Below are 22,896 nucleotides of genomic sequence, written 5' to 3'. Positions count from 1 at the left end.
TCAGCGCTCATGAGATTCGTTCACGTCGCGTCCATCACCGTCCTGGCTCTTCTTGCCGGGGTCGTAGCGGCTCAGGATCGGCGCGGCTCGGGCGACTACCTGTCGCAAGAGCTACGCGCCCGGGTCGACGCGCTGGTGGAAGAGGCCGCTGTTCCGACGGACGACGTTGACGAACTGACCTCGAGGTTCCGGACTCTTTGGGAATGGGGGAACGCATACGCGCGAGAGCGCGGCCGCATCCCTGATGACTTCCCCCAGAACGCGTCCTACCTGAACCCGGCCTTGCGTGGGCGTGCCGGTCAACCGATCCCGGTCGACCGCATTTCGGATCTCATCGGCTACATGGTCCGGCAACTCCAGGTCCTGGACGAGGCCCCTGGAGCCCTGGGCAGCCTGACGATCTCTTCCGAGGGGCCCTTTCCGGCGGGAGGGTACGTCACGGTCACGCAGACTTACACCGTCGGCGCCCGGCCGATCGCCGAAGGCGGCGGGCTGATCCTTGGCAAGGGGCGGCGAAACGGCGCCCTCTCCACGCGCGCCGCTGACGCCGACTTCGTCACCGTCCGCTCTTCGAATCCGAACGCCCGGCTCTCTGCCGTCGAGCCCTGGGCGCCCTATCCGGTTGGACTTACCGGAACCGCGATCGGATTCCGTTTGAGCGGCGCCGCGCTGCAAGAGGGAGACACGGTGATCGTGACGTACGGGGATCGATCCGGCGGCGGGCCGGGCATGAAGCTGCAGGAGTGGTCCAACGACGAAGTCCCGCTTCCGTTCCTGGTGGACCTGGACGGAGACGGCGTGCTCCTCTGGCCCGACTGGCCGTCGTTCGAGGTCGTCGGAGAGGAGAAAGCGAGCTTTCTCAACGCGATTGCCCCGTCGGTGGTCGAACCGGGCGAGGAATTCACCCTGACGGTTCGCGCCGAGGACCGCTTTCGCAACGTCGCGTCAGCCGGTCCAGGCGAACTGGAGGTGCTGCTGGACGGCGAGCCCTTCCGGACGCTTTCGGCCGCGTCGGAAGCGCTGGTGCAGATCGAGAACGTCGCCATCGGCCCCGACGGCGTCCATCGGTTCACAGTGCGCACCGCCGACGGGACCTTGCAAGGGGCCAGCAACCCCATCCTCGTCGAGAGGAATCCGGCTCGGCGCATCTACTGGGGAGAGACGCACGGTCACACCGGGATGGCGGAGGGACAGGGTTCCGCCGAAGGCTACTTCCGCTTCGGGCGTGACGCGGCGCGACTCGACTTTCTCACATTGTCCGAGCACGACCGCTGGCTCGACGACGGCGAATGGCGGACGCTGCAACAGCTTGCCGAGGAGTACCGGGCGCCAGGGCGATTCACGCCGATTCTCGGGTTCGAGTGGACGAATCAGATGGCCGACGGCGGACACCACAACGTCTTCTTCCGCGACGTGCCTGGACGACGACGCGTCGGCACGCAGGAAAAGCCTCTGCTCGACGAGCTCTACGCGGAACTGCGAGCGGCGAACCGGAGTGACGACGTGCTGATCATTCCGCACGCCCACCAGCCGGGCGACTGGACCCGCAGCGACGCCGAGATGCAGAAGCTGGTCGAGATCCAGTCCAGCCACGGCACATTCGACTGGTTCGGAAACCGGTACCTGCAGAACGGGTTCCGGATCGGGTTCGTCGGCGCGTCGGACAACCACACCGGGCATCCGGGCTACGGCTTCATGGGCGGGCCCGGACAGTCTTCGGGTACGCAACTTGGCGGACTCGCCGCGGTCCTGGCGGCGGAGAACACGGGCGAAGCGATCTTCAACGCGCTGCGCAGTCGGGCGACGTATGCGACCACCGGCGAACGCATCGTCCTCGACGCGTGGCTCAATGGAGTCCCCATGGGACGGGAACAGCCCGCCACGAACCGGAGAGAGTTGGAATGCCGGGTGTACGGCACGGCTCCGATCGACGCCATCGATGTGGTCAAGAACGGCCGCATCGTGTATTCGCGGCGGTACCTCGAAGCCGACGTGACGAGCGACGCGGTCGTGCAGGTGAGCTTCGAGGCGTCGACCGAGGTCGTGGGCGAGCGCCGCGGCCCGCGGGGCGGTCGGCCGTGGTCAGGCATCATTCGCGTCGAGGGCGCGGAGGTCATCGGTCACCGGGACCCCTGGTTCCGCCATCCGGGTTCCTACGCCACGGAGCGGACGGGGAACGAGATCCGGTTCAGAATGGTCACTCGAGGACGCGGCGCGGCGATTCTGCTTCGGCTGCGCGCCGCCGACGCCGACACGCGCGTGATCGTGGACATGGAGTCGACGCAGGAGACACGCGGAACGGGGAGCGACCAGCGCGAGCCGCAGCGGCTTCCCGCCCGGGTCGAGACCTTTCGGCTCGGAAGCCTCGGCGGTCAGGTCGACCGACGGGAGCTTCGAGTGCTGGATCACACCGATGCCCTCTCGGTCCAGGTGGTCAGCGACCAGGGCGACTTCGATCAGGACTTTCGATACGCGGATCTTGACAATCCGCAGGCCGGCGACTACTACTATGTGCGGGTGCGCCAGGTTGACGGCGCGATGGCCTGGTCGAGCCCCTTCTGGGTGGGCGAGAGCCCCGCCGGCGATTCCAACTGAGGGGAGGCGCCAGCATGATGAACCGAAGAGAGTTCCTGGCCTCGGGCCTGGCGGCGACGGTTCTCCACTCCGCACCGGGAAGGGTGTTTGCGCGCCCCGCCTCAGGGAGAACGTTCCGCATCGCCCACGTTGGAAACATCTGGCCCGACAGCGTTGAGGAAGCCATACGCGAGTGCGGCCGCCTGGGCTTAGAGGGCATCGAGCCCTACATGGGCAGCATCGTCAAGTACGTCGATCGGCCGCAGGCCCTCGCGGAGCTGCTGGATGCGGCCGGCATTCGCATGGCGACATGTTCCAATGGCGGCGCATCGATGGCCGACAACTTCACCGATCCTTCCAGGGTGAAGGAGACGATCGCCCAACACGCCGCGTTTGCGCGTGATTTCCTTGCCCACTTCGGTTGTTCGCATTTCAAGATCAACGTGGGTCCCCAACGTGAGGGAGGGACGATCGGCGACGAGCAACTGCGGACCATGGCCAGGACGCTGAACGAGCTGGGCAAGCGCACCGCCGAAGCTGGAGTCAGGCTGGCCCCTCACCCTCACCTCTGGTCACCCTTCGAACGGCAGGAGGAGGTCGATCGCGTCCTGGAGCTGACCGACCCGCGCTACGTCTACCTGACCGCGGACACAGCGCATCTGACACTTGCCGGTATGGATCCGGTCAAGTTCCTCAGCGAGCACTACGACCGCGTAGCGGCCATCCACTTCAAGGACATACCGGCGAAGTACCACGGGTACCGCGGTCCCTCACCCTCTCGCGACGAGCACCGGCGGGTCGGCCTCTACAAGAGAATGGGCGCGGGCGGTGTGGATTTCGTGGCGTTCACGAAGATCCTTCGAGAAAAGAAGTTCAGTGGCTGGGTGAGCCTCGACTACGGCAGACCACGCCCAGAGGAAGGAAGCGTGGCCGACTACGTGGACCACAACGTCCAGTACCTTAATGATGTCCTGGACATCCGGCTGTAGTCAGCGCGGTGCTGGACAGGCCGGCAAGTTAGCCACAGTTTCGATCGTCCTGGTGGGGCTCTTGTCCGTCACCGCCCAGGTTCGGGCGGCGGACGAGTTGATCGCCGTCACCGACGAGATGCTGCAGAACCCCAGCGATGACGACTGGCTCATGTGGCGCCGCACACTCGACGGCTGGGGCTACAGCCCGCTCGACCAGATCCACCGCGAGAACGTGAACGAGCTGCGCCTCGTCTGGTCACGCGGCATGAGGGAGGGTCGCCAGCAGGGGACTCCCCTGATCTACGACGGAGTGATGTACCTGCCCAACCCGAAGGACGTCATTCAGGCGATCGACGCGGTGACCGGCGACCTGATCTGGGAGCATCGCCGCGACCTTCCCGACGACGTTGCCAGCTACGTCGGCAGCCTCGGCGCCAACAACCGCAATCTGGCCATCTACGACAGGTTGATCATCGATACCAGTTACGACGAGCACATCTTCGCCCTCGACGCGACGACGGGCGAGCTGGTCTGGGACACGGAGATCCTCGACTACCGGACGCATCCGGCGATCCAGAGTTCCGGTCCCATCATCGCCGACGGCAAGGTGATCTCCGGGCGCAGTTGCCGGCGCCTCGCCGGGCCGGAGGCGTGTGTCGTCACCGCCCACGATCCGCACACCGGCAGAGAACTGTGGCGCCGGCGCACGATTCCCGCGCCAGGCGAGCCGGGAGACGAGAGCTGGGGTGAGGTGCCCTTCGCGGATCGCAGGCACGTCGGCACCTGGATGGTGCCGAGCTACGATCCCGCCCTCGAACTCCTGTACATCGGAACGTCGGTGACCTCGCCGGCGCCGAAGTTCCTCCTCGGCGGCGCGAAGAACAGGCACCTCTACCACAACTCCACCCTGGCGCTCGAGGTGGCCACCGGCGAGATCGCCTGGTACTACCAGCATCTCATCGACCACTGGGATCTCGACCATCCCTTCGAACGCATCCTGGTCGACACGGCGGTCGCGCCCGACCCGAGCGAGGTGCCGTGGATCAACCCCCGTCTCGAGCCGGGAGAAGTGCGCAAGGTGACGACCGGGATTCCAGGCAAGACCGGCGTGGTCTACACCCTCGACCGCGAGACCGGAGAGTTTCTCTGGGCCACTCCCACCGTGACGCAGAACGTGATCAGCGACATCGACGGCGCCACCGGAGAGGTGACCGAGAACGTCGAGACGGTGTTCACCGAGCTCGGCCAGACCATCCTCGTCTGTCCGAGCTATTTCGGCGGCAGGGATTGGCAGGCCGGCGCCTACAGCCCGCTGACCGGCAACATGTTCTTCCCCCTGCGCAACACCTGCGCGCAGATGACGGCCAGCCTGGAGGAACGTCTCGCCCTCTACGCTCTGAACGTGGATGACCAGATCGCCCCCGGCACCGACCAACTGGGTAGCGTCTACGCCGTTTCGGTGAAGACCGGAAAGATCGTCTGGACTCACGAGCAGCGGGCCGGAACCCAGGCGCTGTTCGCGAGCGGCGGCGGACTGGTCTTCGTGGGCGATGCGAACGGGCGTTTCAAGGCTCTGGACCAGGAAACCGGCGACGTCCTGTGGGAGATCAATCTCGGCTCGGCGGTCTCCGGCTTTCCGATCAGCTACGGGGTCGACGGACGGCAGTATGTCGTCGCTTCGACCGGCCCTGGGTCGGCGGCGCTTGGCTCGCCGCTCACCCCCGAACTGCGCCCGAGCTCGAGCAACACCCTCTTCGTCTTCGCTCTGCCTGAGCGCAGAGTGTCTGCCCAACGAGGCGCAGGGGGTCAATGAGGAGGAGAGCAACAATGAGGAGGAGAGCAACGATGAACGTGTTTCCGACGGTGAGGTCCGTAGGCCTCTGCCTTGTTGCACTCGGGTTCTGTGTGCAGACGCCCGCCCTCGCGCAAGACATCGGACTCTGCATTTCCGAGCGATTCGCCGATCAGGTGGCCGATGTGGTCGCGGAGCAGGACGGCGCGCGCATGATTCGTTTCGGTGATCATGCGCAACTGCTGGAGAGAGTGGGGCAGTGCGATGCCGTCATCGCCATGGCGCCAACCGGCCTCGACGAGGTACTCCGTGCCGGGCCGCGCCTGCGCTGGCTGCAAACCGCGAGCGCCGGGGTCGAGAGATTGGTGCGATTCGAGGAACTCGTGGCTTCGGACATCGTGTTGACCAGCGCGAAGATCCTGCAAGGGCCTGAGATCGCCGATCACGCCTTTGCCCTGCTGTTGACTCTCACTCGCGACATCCGCTTCTTCAACAAGCAGGAGACATGGAACCGCGCAAACCATCTTCCGATCATCGAGCTGCGAGGCAAGACGGCTCTCATCATCGGCCTGGGGGGCATTGGTAGCCAGATCGCCCAGCGCGCGGCGGCCTTCGAGATGAGCGTCATCGCGGTCGATCCGAAGGACATTCCAATGAGCCGGGATGTTGACTACGTCGGCACGCCGGACGAGCTCGACGAGCTCCTGCCGCAGGCCGACGTCGTCTTCAGCAGCGTTCCGCACACTCCGGCTTCCCACGGCATGCTCGGCAAGGAGCAGTTCGCGCTGATGAAGGACGGGGTCTACGTCGTCAACGTGTCACGCGGCGCGATCATCGACACCGACGCTCTCGTGGCGGCGCTCCGCTCCGGCAAGGTGCGTGCGGCGGGTCTCGACGTGACCGCCCCCGAGCCCCTGCCTGACGGTCATCCCCTCTGGTCGATGCCCAACGTGGTCATCACGCCACACATTGCGACGGTGTCCGATCACTCGATTGAGCGGCGGGTCATTCTCTTCCGCGACAACATCGAGCGTTTCGTCAACGGCCGTCCGCTGCGTAACGTGATCGACAAGGAACTGGGGTACTGACGAATCCAGGGGTGGTCATGAGATGCATGTTGGGTCTGCTGACGGCGGCCCTTCTACTCATCGGCTGCGGCTCCGGCGAGGAGCCGGCAGCCGAGGCGCCGACGGCGGACTCCCTGCCCGACGCCGCGGCCCCGACACCCAATCCGACGCGGAACGCCTACTTCGGCGATCTCCATGTCCACACACGCTTCTCACTCGACGCCTTTGTGTTCGGCACCACGGCGGATCCCAACGCGGCCTACGAGTTCGCCAAGGGCGGAGCGATCCTGCATCCGGCAGGCTTCGAGATGAAACTCGACCGGCCACTCGACTTCCAGGCGGTGGCCGATCACGGCTGGTATCTCGGCATGCTCGCGGCGATGACCGATCCCTCTTCACCAGCCTACGGTCACCCCATTGCCGAGGGGGTGCGCAATGCACGCTCGGCCGATGAGAGGCGTGGCAACTTCATGGCCGTAGGCCCCTACTGGAACGCGGAACCGGGAACCGAAGAGCACGTGAACATGGAGATCGTGCGCGACGCGTGGGAGGAGGTCCAGGCGGCCGCCAACCGGCACAACGATCCTGGGACCTTCACCGCCTTCATCGGCTACGAGTACACCTCCGCCGGCGAAGGAGGAAACAACCTGCACCGCAATGTGATCTTCCGCGGCGCCGCGGCTCCCGCGCTTCCCTTCACCCGCATCGACTCCTCCAACCCTGAAGATCTCTGGGCCGCGATGGACGGGTGGCGCGCCCAGGGCATCGACTCGCTGGCCATTCCGCACAACTCGAACGCCTCAGGGGGTCGCATGTTCGAGCTCGAGTACTTCGACGGTGGTGCGATCGACGATGCCTACTCGGAGCTGCGCTCGCGCAACGAGCCAGTGGTCGAGATCACGCAAGTCAAGGGGACTTCCGACACTCATCCGGCGCTGTCGCCCAATGACGAGTGGGCCGAGTTCGAGATCATGCCGTACAGGATCGGGTCCGTGGTCCTCAGCCTGCCTCGAGAAGGCAGCTACGTGCGTGACGCCTATCGACGGGGCCTCAGAATCGCGGACGGCGGCGTCAGGAACCCGTACGAATTCGGCCTGATCGGGTCGAGCGACAGCCACGTCGCGGGCGGCTCCTTTGAGGAAGACGACTACTGGTCGAAAACGGGCATTCTCGACGCCACACCGCAGTTGCGCGGTTCGGTGCCGGGCACGGGCGTGATCGCCACCTACGGCGATCCCTCGGAGCAGTCCGGCTCCTCCACGCGCACCAGCGACGGCTCCGGCCGGACCTACCGCGACACCTACTACCACACCTGGGGTGCGTCGGGCCTCGCCGGCGTATGGGCGGAGGAGAACACGCGCGAGGCGATCTTCCAGGCCCTGCGGCGCAAGGAGACCTTCGCCACGTCGGGTCCGCGCATTCGGGTGCGCTTCTTCTCCCGGGCGCGGACCACCCGCGCCGATCTGGAGGATCCCGGTTTCCTCGCCAAGGCCTACGCGGAAGGCGTACCGATGGGTGGCGACCTCTCCATCTCAAACGGGGCCGCACCGACCTTCGCGGCCTGGGCGCTGCGCGACCCGCTCGCCGCGCCGCTCGACCGGCTGCAGATCATCAAGGGCTGGTCGGAGAACGGGAACAGCGAGGAGATCGTGTACGACATCGCCTGTTCGGACGGTGCGGCCGTCGACCCCGCCACCCATCGCTGCCCGGACAACGGTGCGAGCGTCGATCTCGCCACCTGCGCCATCAGTGCGGACGTCGGGGCCAACGAACTCAGGGCCGTGTGGACCGACCCGGACTTCGACCCGGCGCATCGGGCCCTCTACTATGTGCGGGTGCTCGAGAACCCGACCTGCCGCTGGTCGACCTGGGATGCGCTGCGAGAGGGCGTCGAGCCACGCCGGGACATGCCGGTTACCATCCAGGAGCGGGCCTGGTCCTCGCCGATCTGGTACAGCCCCTCAGACCTTGACGCCGACCGTCAGTGAGCCGCGATAGCCGCCGTCGGTCTCCGTCATCTTGAGCCAGCTTCCGTCGCCGCCCTTCGACTGGCTGATCACGAAGTCGTTCAGGTTGTTATAGGGCGACGGCGGGCGCTGGTTGTAGGGCTTCCGCAGGGCGACTGCCCGGTTCAGTTTCTCCGGGAAGTAGAGCTGCACGGTGGCCGCGACCTTCTGCTCGAGGACGATCCGGGCGTGAATGTGCTGAACGCGGGGCGTGTACCAACCGGGGTAGATCGTCTGGAACCGCACCATGCCGGCTTCGTCCGAGACCTGACGGCCGCGAAGGAAGGTCTCGTTGTCCGAGGGATTGGCGCGGCCGCTCGGCCAGACGTTGGGGTCATAGGCGGTGTAGTGGCTGTAGAAGCCCAGCGAATCGCAGTGCCAGAGGTCGACGGCGGCGCCGGCGATCGGCGTGCAGCCGTCCGCCTCGACAATGCGGAGGACGACCTCGAGCGGCAGTCCTTCCCGGTCCTCCCGGATGTCGCTCCGCATCAGGACAGGGTCGTCGACGTAGAAGGGCCCCTCGATGGCCCCCGCCGTCACGACGCACTGTCCCGAGTCCTCGAAACTGTGGCTGACCGGGTCGAAGCCAGAGTTGTCCGTCTCGATGAACCGGCGCTTCAGGCCGGTGGTGAAACGTGACTCCTGCTGTTGCCGTCCTGGCTGCAGCGCGGTCAGCTTCCGGGCCGCGGCCCCGAGCAGGCCGAAGAGGAGGGTGCGTCGCTGCCACCTGGGAGTGTCCATCTAGTCGCCTCATACGCCGGATTGGTGGAGTTGGACTGACGAGTATCGTACCGGCCACCGGAGTCCGGTAGCGTTTGTTAGGTTTGTCCGGCGGTCCCGTGCATCGGCGATAGGAACGGAGAAGCAGTGTCAGCCGCGAGAACAAAGACGAAGTACCAGGTGGCGGTCCAGGAGTCCGACGAAGGCTTCTGCGTTTGGGTGCCTGGCTTGCCTGGGTGCGTATCGCAGGGTGAGACGGAAGAGGAAGCTCTGGCCAACATCGCCGAGGCGGTTCGTGAGTACCTGGACGTGGCCGCCGAGAATGCGGCCGGCATGGTGATCCGGGAAATCGAAGTCGCCGTCTAGGCGATGCCCAGGATTCCAGGGGTCAATCACCTTCGGGCGGTTCGCGCGCTGGAGAAGGCCGGCTTCCGGGTTGCGCGACAAGGGAAGCACGTCGTCCTAACGGACGACCGCCGGATCGTAACGGTGCCTCGGAACAACCCCGTCAATGCGTTCACCATGGGGCGGATCGTCCGGGACGCCGGCCTGACGGAAGATGAGTTCCGGAAGCTGCTGTAGTGCCCTTGTGAAGATCCTGGTCATCGCCGACGTGCACGGGAACGCCGAGGCGCTCTCGGCCGTGCTCGAGCAGGAGCCAGACGCCGACGCGACGCTCTTCCTCGGCGACACGGTGCTCTCGGGCCCGCAACCGAACGAGACGATGGCGCTGCTCGCGGACCTCGACGGGGTGTTGATCGAGGGCAACCACGATGTCGAGATGTTCGAGCCGGAGCGGTTCGATGCCTGGCCCCCGCCCTGGCGCGCCTACACGCGCTGGATCCTCGGCACGCTGGATGCGCCGGGCTGGAGGCTGCTCCGCGGCCTTCAGCCGGAGGGCGAGTACGAGATCGGCGGTCAGCGGTTCTTCCTGCACCACGGCGTGCTGCCCGACGAGCCTCGCCAGGCGCTGCCGGACACGGCCGACGATCGGCTGGCCGCGTTGGCCGGGGGTACGGACTGCCCGATGGTGCTGTTCGGCCACTCCCACATTCAGTTCCGGCGCACGATCGGCGGGCAGGAGTTCATCAACCCCGGCAGTGTCGGCCAGCCGCGCTGCGGCCGGCGCGTCGCCTGCTACGGGGTGATCGAGGACGGCGTGTTCCGCCACCGCCAGGTGGAGTACGACCCGGGCCCGTGGCTTGAGGCGCTTGATGGCATCAGGGTGCTCGACGGGTTCCCGGAGTTCCGGGAGTGGCTGAAGAGGGCGTTGCTTACTGGCTACGGCATCGGCGAGCGGGAGCCGTGGACGCGGTTTGCCCGGGAGGGGTACGTGTAGCTACAGCTCTTCGACGGCGATCGCGCGGACCCAGGTGGCTTCCAGCCGCTCCACGTTGAGCGGCATGCCGATGTAGAAGGCGCGGTCCTTCTTCAGCTTCTCGACGTTCACCAGCGGGTAGCAGACCGGGATGTTGTTGCCCAGCATGTTGCGGTGGGTCGGCGAGTTGCGAGGCTGCGGCGCCTGGAAGTCCGACTCGAAGCGAATGCCCGGGTAGCCGACCGCCAGCAGCTTGATGCCCGTGTCGGCGAGCCATTTGCTCGTTTCCGCCGGCAGGGACGGTTGCCCGTCGTCGCGGAACGGGCTGCCGAGGATGACGATGTCGCCCTTGCCGACGTTGGAGAGGTGCTCGGGCCGGATCGGTTGACCCACCTTGACGAGTTCGCCTTCGTCGTTCTCCTTCTCGACCGGCTCGAGCTGGTCGAGGTAGCAGACCGCCGCCGGTCCGAAGAAGGTGTCGAGAGGCATCTCCCACAGGCCGAGGATGCCGTCCGGCAGACCCTCCCAGTGGTCCATGTGGCCCTTGCCGCCTTCGGTGTGGGAACCGCCGCAGTGACCGCTGACCCGTCCCGGCGGCCAGTAGGAATCGCCCTCCTTGCCGCCGATCAGCGTGTAGAGCGTGTCGTCGTAGGGGACGCGGCCTTCTTCGAGGATCCACGGCAGTCCGAAGACATCCTTGTTCCCCTCCTCGACGCTGCCGTCGAGCCGGGTGATGCGCCCGACCATCCTTGGGCTGAGGTCCACGACGTGGTGCCCTGCGAAGTCAATCATCGTTGCCGTTCTCCAGTTCGACCGACCACTCACCCAGAGTGGCCAGTCCGTTCATGCGGGCGCGGTGGCGGAGCGCCGCCTGCCCGCTCGACTCGTCGGTCCTGCCGTCCCAGGCCTCGACCGGGGCGCGGCCTATCGCGCGGCCGAACGAAAAGCTGAGCGACCAGGGCTGCGGGTCGAGCCGGTTCATCGCGTCGAGGTGGGCCGTCGCGTCCAGGTCCGACTGGCCGCCGGACAGGAAGCCGATCCCGGGCAGGGCGGGCGGCACGACCCGCCGCAGGCAGCGCAGCGTCTCCCGCGCCACTGTGTCGGCGCCGGCCTGCTCGGGACAGTCGCTGCCCGAGACGACCATGTTCGTCTTCAGCACGATCTCCTCGGGCAGGACCCCGTGCTCGTACAGCGCCTCGAACGTGCGGTGCAGGAAGCGCTCGGTGACCTCGAACTGGCGCTCGATCGGGTGCTCGCCCTTCATCTCGACCTCGGGCTCGACGATCGGGACGAGGTCGAACTGGTGCGCGAGCGCCGCGACCTCGGCGACGCTACGGGCATTCGAGACGAGCGCCCGCTCGGTGGGAAGGCCCGGGCGTACGCGCGCCGCCACGCGCCACTTGACGAAGGCGACGCCGCGCTCGCGCCAGGCTTCGAGCCGCTTGGCCAGTCCGTCGAGACCGCGGGGCACGTACTCGTGCTCGGAGCCAGCGAGGAACTGCCACCCGGTTGTCGGCGTGATGCCGAGCAGCACGCCGCGCTCGGCGATGAGTTCGACCAGCGGAGTGCCGTCGCCCGCCTGGCGGTCGAGCACGTCGGGGAAGACGATGATGCTCGACAGGTGCTCGCCGAGTCCGGGTGTGCGGCAGATCATCTCCTGGAAGTCGGCCGCCGTGTCCTCGGTGCTGGCGTGGGTCGACTCGCCCCACCAGCCGCGGACCAGGCCCTTGAGCGGCACGTCGGCGGCGAAGATGCCCTTGCCGGGGGCGACCATGCGGCTCGCGGTCGCGGCCAGGGTCGATTCTGCGGTCATGCGCCGCCCCCGTTCGCGGCCGCCGCGAGCTTGGCTCGGTAGAACTCGAGCCCCTCGCGCGCCGCCTCGTCGAGGTCGCGGTCGCCGGTCATGTCGCGCCACACCGCCAGCAGGTTGCCGACGCCGCCGCCCATGTGGACGATCGGCTCCATCACGGTGTCACTGTCGTAGCCGATCTGGTGGAGCGCCGAGACGACCTCGTCCCAGGGGATGTGTCCCCGGCCGGGCGGCCTTCGGTTGTTCTCGCCGATGTGGAAGGTGCCGAGCTGGTCGCCGGCGCGGACGATCGCCTCGCCTAGCGAGTCCTCCTCGATGTTCATGTGGTACGTGTCGAGCATCATCTTCAGGTTCGGGCTGCCCACGTCGTCGAGGAAGCGCAGCGCTTCGTCGCAGGTGTTGATCAGGAAGTGCTCGAAGCGGTTCAGCACCTCGATGTGGAAGGTCACGCCGAGGTCCTCGGCGGTCTTCATCGCCTCGCGCATGGCGGAGACGGCGTGCGCCCAGCAACGCTCCTTGTCGCGGCCGTCGAGGCCCTGGCGCATGACGCCGGTGATCGCGCCGCCGACATCGGCGCCGCCGCCCCCCGCCATCCGCTGCATCTCGCTCGCCGTCTCGGCGAGGGCGCGAAGGTGCGCGATGCCGCGCCGCCGGTCCTCCTCCGAATCGGAGTTGATGTCCTGCTCGGGGCCGAGCCCCGCCATGTAGTTGACCCTGATCCCGTGCTCGGCCGCCGAGGCGACAAAGCGCTTCTTCTGCTCCGCGGTGTACAGGAAGAGCACGTCCTGGGAGAAGGACATCAGGTCGAAGCCGATCGCCGCGGCCCGGGCCATCCGGCGCTCGTACTCCTCGATGTCCTCCATCCACTCGTTGCCCCAGTAGTTGAAGGTGATGCCGATTCTTCCCATGCCGATCTCCCTGAACCCTTACGGCGCCGTCGCCGCGGCCGTTGCGTTGCCGGCCGGCTGAGCGGCCATCAGCGCCTCCACTTCGGCCATCGACGGGATCCCCTTGCGGTTGCCCAGCACCGTGCAGTGCAGGGCCGCCACCGCCGACGAGAACGACGCACAGCGCTCGAGATCCCAGCCCCTGGCGAGGCCCACCAGGTAGGCGCCGTGAAACGTGTCGCCGGCGCCTGTCGTGTCGACGACGTCGACATCGAACGCGGGTGTGTGGAACTCCGCGTTGCGGGACAGCGTGTAGCTTCCCCGTGCTCCCTCCGTCTGCACGACCACTCGCGGCCCGAGATCGAGCGCGGCGCGGCCCGCCCGCCACACGTCGTCCTCGCCGGTGAGCATCGGCGCGAAGCCGGAGCCGCAGATCAGGACGTCCGTCTCGGCCACGAGCGCCCGGGCCGGCTCGAGAACCTTGTGGCTGGTGGCGGCCGCGTCGAGCACGACCGTGCCGCCCGCCTCCTTCATCCAGCGCGCCGCGGCGAGTGCGGCTTTGCCGTGACTGCCGTCCAGGTGGAGAATCCGCGCCGACTCGATGTAAGCACGGTCGAGTTCGGAAGCGTCGACGGGCCGGGAAAGGAAGCCGCGCCGGAACGAGAACACCCGTTCTCCGCTCGCGGCGTCGACGTAGACAACGACCACGTGATCCTCCGGCCCCTCCCGCGGTACCAGCCGGCTGGTGTCGACGCCCGCTTTCTCCAGCGACCGGCGCCGGTGCTCGCCGAGATCGTCGTCGCCCACGGTGTCGACGAAGCCGGTGCGGAGCCCGAACGTCGAGGCGACGAAGCAGGCCGTGCCGGCGGGGCCGCCGTCGGCGAGCGTGAAGTCGAGAAGACCCCGCGGATCCTCCCACGCCGGCATGCGGTCCACCCGCAGCACGACATCCACGATCGCGAGGCCGAGGCCGATGACGTCCAGGCGACTCTCCAGGCTGCCTACTTGGAGCCGCGGCGCGAATCAACCGCGGCGAGCTGCCGTTCGAGACGGCGAAGCTCGTTCTCGAAGCCAGGGCGAACCTCGGGCTCGGCGATGGCGAGGAGGCCGACGTAGAAGCCGGAGAGACTCCTGAGCCGGAGCGTTTCGTCGTCGATGAGACCGAACGCCCACTGGTCGAGCGCCAGTCCCCAGCCCGCGTAGAGCTGCGCCTCGAGGAACTCCTGCCCGACGGTCTTCCGCAGTTGTCCGCTGGCCTGGGCTTCGCCGATCGCCGCGCGAATCGCCTCCTTGGCGGACCGGAAGTGCTCGCCCTGGTCCGCCTTTCCCAGTGTGGCCACGTAGCCGCTCCCGAAGTGGGCCACGATGAGCGGCCGCAGCAGGTCGCCGTTGTCGATCATGTATCGCAGGACACCCTCCATGGCCCTGGAGGCCCGGCGCAGGGGCGTGCGGGCGGCGCCGGCGTCGGGGGCCGCCGCCTCGAGCCGCTGGTCGGAGTCCCTGATCAGGGCTTGCAGGATCGCCTCGCGGGAGCCCAGCAGGTTGTAGAGCGTGGTGACGCTCAGACCGGCGTCCTTGGCCAGCTTGCGCATCGAGAGGCCTTCGGGACCGGACTCCTTGAGCAGCGTGCGAGCGGACTCGAGAATCCGCTGCCTGCGCGCGGCGACGTTCGCTTCGCGCCTGCCTGCCGGCCTGGTGGCTGCCTCACTCTTGGCTTCGGGACTCTTCATGGCTCGGCGACCCGCAGGGATCATACGCGGGCTCAGGGACCAGCCCGAAGATGGTACATTGTTTCAAGTTTGACCGGGGGAGAACGTGAAGTGACGCAAATCAACGTGGCCGAACTCGAACCGGTGGGGGAGTTCGGCTCCCTGGCGTGGTGCGAGGTCTGCGCCGGGTACGGCGTGCAACTCCTCCAGGACGGCGATCTGCCGGCGGACACGGCCTGGGGCTTCACCGAGATCTACACGCACCCGCCGGCGCGATTGCTGGAAGGCGGCCGCGAGTTATCGGCGTACTTCATCATGGTCAAGGAGGGCCGGATCACCGGCGGCGACGGCGCCCCGGACGAGTGCCGCGCCCTGCCGGGCTTCCACGTCGAGTACCCCTGGGCCTCGATCTGCAACCAGTCCCGCACCAAGTACGGCCGCGAAGGCCAGATGCGGCGGTCGGCCCAGGAGAAGGTCATGTTCCAGCTGATCGAGGAGTACGTCGGGCGGCCGAATCCCCTCGGGCTGGGCGGCGGCCCCAAGCACGTCTGGCCCCGCGAAGTCGGCATGGCGCTGGGCAAGGGCATGGAAGAAGGCGGCGGTCTCCACAACATCGCCGCGAGCCTGCAGATGCCCTCGCCCGAGTTCGCGGACCTTCCCACGACCGACATGGCCGTCCCGGACTTCGAGGCGATGACGGACGAGCAGAAGCGGCGCTTCCTCGCGCTCCTCGCCGTCAGGGATTAGCGTCCAGCGAGAACCGCACCGCCGTCCGGTACGTAGCCCCCACCGGCTCGCCGTCCTCCACGACCGGCCGAAAGACGGCCCGCCGCATCGCCGCGACGGCGTTCTCGGTCAGTCCATGCGGCAAGCTCTCCAGCACCTCGACATCGACGACGCAACCTTCCCCGTCGATGCTGACGCCGAGGCCGACGATGCCCTCGACGCCGGCTTCTATCGCCTCGTCGGTGTACTCGTGGGCGACCCGGTAGATCATCTCGCCCGGCCTGCGGTCTGAGTCGGCGACGGCGCCGGCCTCCCCGGCCGCAGCCCGCGAGTGACAGACGAGGATCCGCGCCCGGTCCGGGATCGGCCCTTCCGGCGACATGGCCAGGATGCCTCTCGCCTCGACGACGCCTGCTTCCGGGCGGCCCGAGTCCACCAGCAGCCGCGCGAGGCTGTAGCGCGGCGCCACGGACGCCTCGTCGTCCATGACCGCGATCACCCGGCGGAAGGCGTCCTCGGCCTCCACCACGTCCTGCTCGGTGCGGCCGGGCTTGTCGAAGAGGGCCACGCCGAGCGCGTTCCAGGCCTGCGTCTGCAGGCGGATGTCGTCTCCGGACCTCGCGCCGGGGCCGCGATTGGTCAGCTCCAGTGCCCGGCGCGCGGCGTTGGCCATCGCTTCGAGCTCGGAGCGTTGGTAGTGGGCCGCCGCCTCGGCGAGCCACTGTTCGGCGGTGTCCGGCGGAGGCGGCGCTTCGGTGACCGCGTCGGGCGCCACCGAGGCGTCGCCGGCGTTCAGGTCGAGCGTGACGACGGAGGTCGTGGCCGCGAGGTCGTCGCGCACGCCGACGGCGACGCGATGCGGCCCGGGCGCGGTGACCACTTCGACCGCGAACGGCCACGAGAGTTCTCGTGCGCCCTCGATCTCTCCCGCCCGCACCAGGACCGGCACGGGGTGCTCTGTCACTTCGGAAAGGCGCGCCTCCTCGTCCATCACCTGAACCCACAGGCGGACGCTGGCCTCGTGGCCGTCGGCAACCGGAGCCAGTGTCAACGGGCCGATAGGGATCGTGACCAGCATCCTCGACTGGATGTCGCCGTTCTCCAGCTCGGCCTGGCTGCCCGCACCGGGGACCGGCGCGATCCGGACTCCCATCGGGTTGGCGGCCTCCTCCATCGCAAGGGCCGCCAGCGTCAGGTCCGCCATCTCGCTTGAGATCGACTTGTCGACATAGCTGTCGCGGTGGCGAAGCGTCAGGCGGCGGCGATAGCGCCGCTTCGCCTCGTCGGTCAGCTCGACCTCGATCCGGTGGGTGCCGCCCCTCTCGATGTGGGTCGCCGAGTAACCGAGCGAGTAGCGGTTCTGGAGGTCGCTCGCGATGCGGTCGAAGCCGCCCGCGAAGTTGCGGGTGTTGACGATCGCCCGGCCGCCGGTACGGTCGGCCAGGCGGAGCAGCGGCTCCTCGAGGTTGTTGGCGCGCGTGAACTCGATGCTGGTGGAGAAGCGGAGGTCCGCGGTGTTCATGCCGGTAATGCGCGCTCCCGCGGCGGCGACGCTGTGGAAGGTGACGCCGTTGGCGTTGGCGAGGGAGGCGAGCTCGTCGAATCGCCGCGACAGGTCGTACTGGTAGGCCTCGAGGGAGGCGTTGGCGGCGTCGATGCTTCTTGCGTCGTCGTTGGGTTGTGCGTCGGGAATGGGCCACCGGGGGGTGCCGCGCCACCGGCCGCGCGTATCGTTGAACCGCTCCTCGACCGCCCGGAACAGATCCTCCGCCGGCCGCATGGGCAGCCCGTTGCTGATGTACAGAATGGCCTTGCGCCCCGGCAGGCCCGCCATCGTCCGGATCGCGTTCTCGAGGTTCACGATCGAGGCGTCGACCTCGCTTCTGATCATCGCGGCGAAGTCGCGGATCAGCTCCACGGTCGAGCTGTAGCGCAGCTGGGCGTAGTCGCCGTTGAGCTCGCGCAGGATGTCCAGGCGCTGCGATTCGATGCGGTCGCGGCTGCCGACGGCGCTCGTGACTTCGTGGGTCGCCTCCGCGACGCGCCAGGCCTCGGTGGTGAAGGGGAGCGCGACCTCGTATCTGCCCTGGTCGTAAACGGCGAGCATCGCGCGGTCGTACGGGCTGAGCTGAACGCTCAGGAAGTTGCGCAGGAAGGGCAGCAGGCGGTTGCGGTCCGTGGGCGTCAGGTTGTTGTTGTCGACGTAGACCATCAGGCTCAGCCGGTGCTCCGGCGGCGGCGGCTCGGCCGGGACGAACCGGTCCAGGTCGCTCTGCCGGGGCCGGCGGTCCCGGAGAGCGACTGCCTGCTGCTCCCGCGCGGTCTCATCCAGGCCGTCCGTGAACTCGTAGAAGTTCGACAGCTCCACCGGCCGGCCGTCCTCCCGCACTTCGAAGTCGTCGGCCGTCAGGCCCGTCACCGGATTGCCGTCGCGGTCGGTGACCCAGACGTCGACGTTGACGACGCGGACGTCGATCGTCTCGCCGAAGGTCTCGGATGCGGGCTGCGCGGCGACGCTGGTCGCGCACAGCAGGAAGGCGATGCCGAGGGCCGCAGGACGTTTCATCCTCGGCAAAGCGTATCTCCGGTTACGCGGACCTTAGGAGTCGTGAAGCGTCACGACGCCCGCGTCGCCATCGACGCTGATCTCCTGCCCTGGCGCCACCCGCTGGGTGATGTTGCCGGTACCGACCACCGCGGGGATGCCGTACTCGCGGGCGACGATCGAGCCGTGCCCCAGGATGCCGCCGATGTCGGTGACCAGACCCGAGGCATGCGCGAACAGCGGCGTCCAGGCCGGATTCGTCATCGGGCAGACGAGAATGGAGCCCGACCGCATCCGGTCGAACTCGGGCGGCGACTTGATCAGGCTCGCCGGCGCGGTGACGGTGCCGGGGCTCACCGGCACGCCGCGCAGCGTCGGGCTGTTCGGGTCGTTACGCGCCTGGGTCTCCTTGAACGCGATCGACGGGTGCTCGCTCGCCTCCTCTGGCACGGTGCCCGGCGGGTGCAGGCGCTTGCGGGCCTCGCGGAGTTCCCGGCGTTCGGCGGCGAGCCGGCCGAGATCGGGCCTCGCCTCGCCTCGCGCGCGGGCCTCGATGGACTCGCGGATCTCGTCCGTGACGCAGAAGTAGACATCGTTGGGCCGCCCGAACGTGCCGGCCTCCACCAGGCGCCGCCCCAGCTCCGCCGCCAGCGAGCGCAGCACGGGCCAGGAGCTGCCGAGGTAGAACATCGTCTCCTCGCGGATCGGGTAGAAGAGGTAGGTGAACCACAGGCGGAAGCGGAACTGCCAGTACTCCAGGCCGTCGAGCAGCCCTTCGATCTCGGCAAGCGCCTCTTCCTTCTTGCGCCGCGCCTCGATGTCGTGCTGCTCCGGGCTGTAGTCCCGGTTGGCGACCATCGTCTTCAGCGTGGCGAAGAACGGCGTCGGATCCTCGCTCTGCGGCGGCTCGACGAAGTCGAGCGTGTAGCCCTGGTGCCCGAAGGTCCGCAGATAGTCGTCGATTGCCTCCAGTGCGGGGCCGCTCGCCGCGTGCTCCTGGAGCGCGTCCATCAGCCGTGAGGCCGGGGTGACCATCACCAGTTCCCACAGCGAATCGTCGGCCCGGATGCGCTTCGCTACCTCGTAGATCGCGTCGTTCGCTTCCATCGTCTTCGACTTGAAGCCGCTCAGGAACTGGCCGCTCGTGAAGTTGTGGTCGGGCAGCGTCTCGCGCAGGAAGCACTGAAGCTGGTCGTCCGTCGATTTGGCGACGCCGAATGTGTGCCCGGTGTCGTTCGACCAGTAGTCGCCCTCGGCCACACCCAGGTCGACGATGCCCTGGAGCAGCGTCTCGTCGGACGCCGTGGCCGGATCGACGTCGCGCCACCCGCCGGTGATCCGGAGCAGGCGCGGCACCGTCTCTTCCCGCCACTTCCTGAGCACGCCTTCGTTCCACTGGGTGCGGTTGAAGGCGATGTAGGTCGGGTTCCTGCTTTCGGGCATGGTCACCCGCTGCGCCAGCGACTCGCCGGGTTCCGCGGTGGCTACCCAGGCGTCGAAGGCGCGGCGATCGTCTTCGCCGAGCGCTTCGCGAAACAGCTTCAGGTCGTGCTCCGCCATCTCGACGTTCTCGGCGGGGGAGTCCTTGCGCCGCTCGGCCATGGCGCGTTCCGCGGCCTCCATCTCGTCCTCGGTCGGCTTCCTGATCTCCGTGTTGTTGCCGTCCGGGAAGAGCATTTGCCAGTCCCCGCGCTGGTAGGCGAAGCCGTGCATCGTGACGAAGACGGGGCCGCCGCCGACCATCATGCTCTTACCTCCGCGGGCCTTCTCGAGGCCCACGGTCAGGTACAGCTCCTCGAACAGCGGGCAGATCGGGTCGGGAATGTTCTCGACGATCTGGCGCCGCGTCAGGATCCGGGCCGGAGGGGTCGGCACCCATTCGACCTCGATCGGCTGCGGCGGCAGGTTGGTGATGGGCCGCGACTGCAGCAGGTGGAGCCTGCCGCCGGAGATCGCCCACTCGATGTCCTGTGGTACCCCGTCGAACCGCGCTTCGACCTCGATCCCCAGGTCGACGAGGTCCCGGAGGGCCTCCGGCGACAGCGACGAACTCTCCCGTTCGGCCTCGTCGACCGCTTCGAGCCGCGTGCCCTGGTCGCCTTCCTGGACGATCTGCTGTTCCTTGGTGCTGATGATCGTTTCCGTGGCCTCGCCGGTCGCGCGGTCGACCACGTAGGTGTCGGGCGTCACCTGGCCGCCGACGACGGCCTCGCCGAGGCCGAAGCTGGCATTGACGATCGCCTCGGAGCGTTCGCCCGTCGCCGGATTCGCGGTGAAGAGGATGCCCGAGACCTCGGACGGCACCATGATCTGGACGACGACCGCCATCGCCACCTTGCCCTGGTCGATCCCCATCTGGTGGCGGTAGGCGATCGCGCGGGGGGTCCACAGCGACGCCCAGCAATCGCGCACCGCCTGTACGACCGCGTCGTCGCCGCGGACGTTGAGGTAGGTGTCCTGCTGGCCGGCGAATGACGCCTCCGGCAGGTCCTCGGCGTTGGCGGACGAGCGCACCGCGACCGGGGGGGTCGCCGGTTCCAGGCTCCGATACGCGGCGGCGATCTCGGCGGCCGCGAGGTCGGAGAGGGCCGGCGCGGCCAGGAGCTCCTGGATCGCCGCCGACGCGCTGTCGAAGGAGACGGCGCCGTTCACGAGTTCGGGCTTCGCCAGCGCCACGATCCGCTGCTGCAGTCCGTGCTCCGCCACGAAGGCCCGGTAGGCGGCGGTCGTGACGTGGAAGCCGCCCGGCACCGCGAACCCCGCGTTAGAGGCCCGCGCCAGCGAGCGGCCCTTGCCGCCCAGCAGGTCGAGATCGTCGTCGCGGGTGTCGAGCGGCCGGACGAAGGATGCGGCCGTAGCGGAAAGCTGGTCCATCGGTCTCAGTTCCAGAAGCGGTCCAGCCGCGTCCAGGACCGGATCGGGATCACTTCGCCGGTGAGGAGCGCCGAGGCGGGTGAGGCCAGGAAGAGGCAGAGGTCGGCGACGTCTTCGGGATCGGGCGGCCGCTCCAGGCGCGGCACGGGGGTGCCGTCCTCCTTCTCGGCCGGCTGGATGACGCCCCACTTCACCATCGCGGGCGTCGCGATCAGCCCCGGCGCCACGCAGTTGACGCGGATGTTGTGCTTCGCCCACTGGAAGGCGAGGTTGTTGCTCAGGCTGATGACGCCCGCCTTGGCCGCCGAGTAGTGGAGCATGCCGGGGTGGCCCTTGGTGCCGGCCACCGACGAGATGTTGATGATGTTCCCGCTCTGCTGCTCGATCATCTGCTTGCCCGCGGCGATGCAGCACAGCCAGGTGCCGGTCAGGTTCAGGTCGACGATGCGCTGCCACTCCTCGTAGGGCGTGTCCTCGGGCATGCGCGGCGTGGCGCCGCCGCCGGCGTTGTTGACCATCACGTCGAGCCGCCCGAAGGCGCCGACGGTCTCGGCGATCAGCCCGTCGACCTGGTCGGGGACCGTGATGTCGCAACCGACGGCCAGCGCCGTCCCGCCGCCGGACTCGATCTCGCCGACGACGCTGTCCAGGTTCTCCTTCTTGCGCGAGGCGACGACGACCCTGGCGCCGGCCTCGGCATAGGCCTTGGCGATGCAGGTACCGATGCCGCCGGCGCCGCCGGTGACGACGGCGACGCGATCCGTCAGGTCCAGCCTGGTCATTCCTTCACACGCCCAGTCGGGATGCCGCCGCCGGCGCCGTCTCCGGGTACTCCGGGGACGATTCGGCCTTCGCAGCCGCCGCCCGGCGGGATCACCCAGTCGCAGCCCGGCGTGTTTCCCGGGCCGTCGTCGTGGCAGGCGAGCAGCGCCGCGTAGTCGGCCTTCAGGCTCCCCGGCCGCCGCGGCGGCATGAACCCGTCCACGTGGACCTGGCCCGCTTCGAACAGCCGGGCGGTCCGGGTCGGCGCCCGGTGGCAGTCGAGGCAGGCGTTGCCTTCGATGTACGGCGTCCGCAGGTCCCAGTGCGTTCCGCCGACCACCCAGTAGGGGGCTTCAGGATCCACCCATCCCGGAAGGACCGGTTCGCTGGGATCGGACGGCAGCTTGGCGCCGTCGATCCAGGGGTCGTGCAGGAAGGCGTTGTTCTGGTGGCACTGGGCGCACTGGACTCCGGTCGGCGGCGGAATCCACGCCTTGTCGAACTCAGCGGAGTCCGGACCGGGGAGCTTCCCGGCCAGCAGGCCCCGTTCGTCCATGTGAAGGTACTCCCTGGCCTGAACCAGGTCGCCCTTCCCGTCCGGCGACTCGAAGAAGCAGGTGGCGCCCGTCGTCTTGTTGTGTCCGATCATCTGGACGGAGGAGATGCCCCTCTCGAAGAACTCCCGGCCGGCTGAACGGCAGAACCAGGCCCAGATGACGTCGTCCAGCGGGCTGCCGTCCGCCGCCTTGCCCTGCACCCTGCCGATCCGGGAGCCCACGTTGCAGTTGCCCTTGAAGTCGGGCGTGTCGCACTGGCGGTAGCCCGGACTCTCGAACACTTCGACGCCGTCGACGTGGATCGGGATGCGCACGCCCGCGCCGCAGTCGACCGTCGGCGGCACGCCGACGTGCGGGAGGCACATCGCGGCGTACTCGGATGCCGTCTCCGGCATCGTCTGCACCTTGCCTCCCGGTATGCAGGCGTCCTGGGCCACCACTGCGGGCTGCGCCATGACCGCGAGCAGCGCAGCGCCCGCGGAGGTCGTTCGAAGCCTCATTCGTCCCCCTGTTCCGGCGGTCAGTGTACCAAACCTGTAACAGTGTCTCAACTTCGAGTCAGCGCAGCGTGCTGCGCT

The 22,896-nt window shown here is 68.0% G+C and carries 19 protein-coding genes; 9 read left to right on the top strand and 10 right to left on the bottom strand.

The window, feature by feature from the left end; genetic code table 11:
* Positions 1 to 9: 9 nt before the first annotated feature.
* The 5 genes from OXI49_18510 to OXI49_18490 are packed head-to-tail and all read left to right on the top strand — an operon-like array spanning position 10 to position 8,392.
* The gene (locus OXI49_18510) at positions 10 to 2,595 is read left to right on the top strand and encodes a DUF3604 domain-containing protein (protein MDE2692491.1); all 2,586 of its coding nucleotides are present in this window, start codon (positions 10 to 12) and stop codon (positions 2,593 to 2,595) included.
* Positions 2,596 to 2,609: 14 nt separating this feature from the next.
* Positions 2,610 to 3,563 (top strand): sugar phosphate isomerase/epimerase, encoded by a 954-nt coding sequence (locus OXI49_18505; protein MDE2692490.1) that lies wholly within the window; start codon positions 2,610 to 2,612, stop codon positions 3,561 to 3,563.
* A gap of 52 nt (positions 3,564 to 3,615) precedes the next feature.
* On the top strand, positions 3,616 to 5,358 hold the full coding sequence (locus OXI49_18500; GenBank protein ID MDE2692489.1) for a PQQ-binding-like beta-propeller repeat protein: 1,743 nt from the start codon (positions 3,616 to 3,618) through the stop codon (positions 5,356 to 5,358).
* A 32-nt stretch (positions 5,359 to 5,390) separates the two neighbouring features.
* Positions 5,391 to 6,425, top strand: a complete 1,035-nt coding sequence (locus tag OXI49_18495; GenBank protein MDE2692488.1) for a D-2-hydroxyacid dehydrogenase — start codon at positions 5,391 to 5,393, stop codon at positions 6,423 to 6,425.
* 17 nt (positions 6,426 to 6,442) lie between these two features.
* Positions 6,443 to 8,392, top strand: coding sequence for a DUF3604 domain-containing protein (locus OXI49_18490; GenBank protein ID MDE2692487.1), 1,950 nt, complete (start codon positions 6,443 to 6,445; stop codon positions 8,390 to 8,392).
* Here the strand turns inward: OXI49_18490 and OXI49_18485 are convergent.
* On the bottom strand, positions 8,366 to 9,151 hold the full coding sequence (locus OXI49_18485) for a hypothetical protein (GenBank protein MDE2692486.1): 786 nt from the start codon (positions 9,149 to 9,151) through the stop codon (positions 8,366 to 8,368). The genes OXI49_18490 and OXI49_18485 overlap by 27 nt on opposite strands.
* 126 nt (positions 9,152 to 9,277) lie before the next feature.
* On the opposite strand from OXI49_18485, the gene OXI49_18480 reads away from it, so the two are divergent.
* Genes OXI49_18480 through OXI49_18470 form a run of 3 tightly spaced genes read left to right on the top strand, consistent with a single transcriptional unit; the run spans position 9,278 to position 10,469 of the window.
* The gene (locus OXI49_18480; protein ID MDE2692485.1) at positions 9,278 to 9,496 is read left to right on the top strand and encodes a type II toxin-antitoxin system HicB family antitoxin; all 219 of its coding nucleotides are present in this window, start codon (positions 9,278 to 9,280) and stop codon (positions 9,494 to 9,496) included.
* Between the two features lie 3 nt (positions 9,497 to 9,499).
* Entirely contained in the window at positions 9,500 to 9,712 is a 213-nt protein-coding gene (locus OXI49_18475; GenBank protein MDE2692484.1) for a type II toxin-antitoxin system HicA family toxin, read from the top strand.
* 7 nt (positions 9,713 to 9,719) lie between these two features.
* A complete protein-coding gene (locus OXI49_18470; GenBank protein MDE2692483.1) occupies positions 9,720 to 10,469 on the top strand; it encodes a YfcE family phosphodiesterase in 750 nt (249 codons plus the stop codon).
* Here the strand turns inward: OXI49_18470 and OXI49_18465 are convergent, their stop codons facing one another.
* From OXI49_18465 to OXI49_18445, 5 genes are read right to left on the bottom strand one after another with little or no spacing between them, the layout of a single operon-like run.
* The gene (locus OXI49_18465; protein ID MDE2692482.1) at positions 10,470 to 11,240 is read right to left on the bottom strand and encodes a hypothetical protein; all 771 of its coding nucleotides are present in this window, start codon (positions 11,238 to 11,240) and stop codon (positions 10,470 to 10,472) included. It lies immediately after the preceding gene.
* Entirely contained in the window at positions 11,233 to 12,261 is a 1,029-nt protein-coding gene (locus tag OXI49_18460) for a fructose-bisphosphate aldolase class I (protein ID MDE2692481.1), read from the bottom strand. Before OXI49_18460 ends, OXI49_18465 begins: the two co-directional genes overlap by 8 nt.
* On the bottom strand, positions 12,258 to 13,166 hold the full coding sequence (locus tag OXI49_18455) for a sugar phosphate isomerase/epimerase (GenBank protein MDE2692480.1): 909 nt from the start codon (positions 13,164 to 13,166) through the stop codon (positions 12,258 to 12,260). Before OXI49_18455 ends, OXI49_18460 begins: the two co-directional genes overlap by 4 nt.
* An 18-nt stretch (positions 13,167 to 13,184) precedes the next feature.
* Positions 13,185 to 14,102 (bottom strand): PfkB family carbohydrate kinase, encoded by a 918-nt coding sequence (locus tag OXI49_18450; protein MDE2692479.1) that lies wholly within the window; start codon positions 14,100 to 14,102, stop codon positions 13,185 to 13,187.
* A 44-nt stretch (positions 14,103 to 14,146) separates the two neighbouring features.
* Positions 14,147 to 14,875 (bottom strand): TetR/AcrR family transcriptional regulator, encoded by a 729-nt coding sequence (locus tag OXI49_18445; protein ID MDE2692478.1) that lies wholly within the window; start codon positions 14,873 to 14,875, stop codon positions 14,147 to 14,149.
* Between the two features lie 90 nt (positions 14,876 to 14,965).
* Between OXI49_18445 and OXI49_18440 the strand changes: the two genes are divergently transcribed.
* Positions 14,966 to 15,601, top strand: coding sequence for a hypothetical protein (locus OXI49_18440; protein MDE2692477.1), 636 nt, complete (start codon positions 14,966 to 14,968; stop codon positions 15,599 to 15,601).
* On the opposite strand, the gene OXI49_18435 is transcribed toward OXI49_18440, so the two are convergent.
* The 4 genes from OXI49_18435 to OXI49_18420 are packed head-to-tail and all read right to left on the bottom strand — an operon-like array spanning position 15,591 to position 22,818.
* The gene (locus OXI49_18435) at positions 15,591 to 18,146 is read right to left on the bottom strand and encodes a VWA domain-containing protein (GenBank protein MDE2692476.1); all 2,556 of its coding nucleotides are present in this window, start codon (positions 18,144 to 18,146) and stop codon (positions 15,591 to 15,593) included. The two genes, OXI49_18440 and OXI49_18435, sit on opposite strands and share 11 nt — an antisense overlap.
* Positions 18,147 to 18,179: 33 nt before the next feature.
* Positions 18,180 to 20,999: a PEP-utilizing enzyme gene (locus OXI49_18430; protein MDE2692475.1), complete on the bottom strand. Its 2,820-nt coding sequence runs from the start codon at positions 20,997 to 20,999 to the stop codon at positions 18,180 to 18,182.
* 5 nt (positions 21,000 to 21,004) lie between these two features.
* A complete protein-coding gene (locus OXI49_18425; GenBank protein ID MDE2692474.1) occupies positions 21,005 to 21,781 on the bottom strand; it encodes an SDR family NAD(P)-dependent oxidoreductase in 777 nt (258 codons plus the stop codon).
* The gene (locus tag OXI49_18420) at positions 21,778 to 22,818 is read right to left on the bottom strand and encodes a hypothetical protein (protein MDE2692473.1); all 1,041 of its coding nucleotides are present in this window, start codon (positions 22,816 to 22,818) and stop codon (positions 21,778 to 21,780) included. Before OXI49_18420 ends, OXI49_18425 begins: the two co-directional genes overlap by 4 nt.
* Positions 22,819 to 22,896 lie beyond the last annotated feature (78 nt).

Source organism: Acidobacteriota bacterium (assembly GCA_028875725.1).
In the GTDB taxonomy this organism is placed as follows: Bacteria; Acidobacteriota; Thermoanaerobaculia; order Multivoradales; family Multivoraceae; genus Multivorans.
Note: the sequence above shows the minus strand (reverse complement) of the source record. Positions and strands in the feature narration are given on the sequence as shown.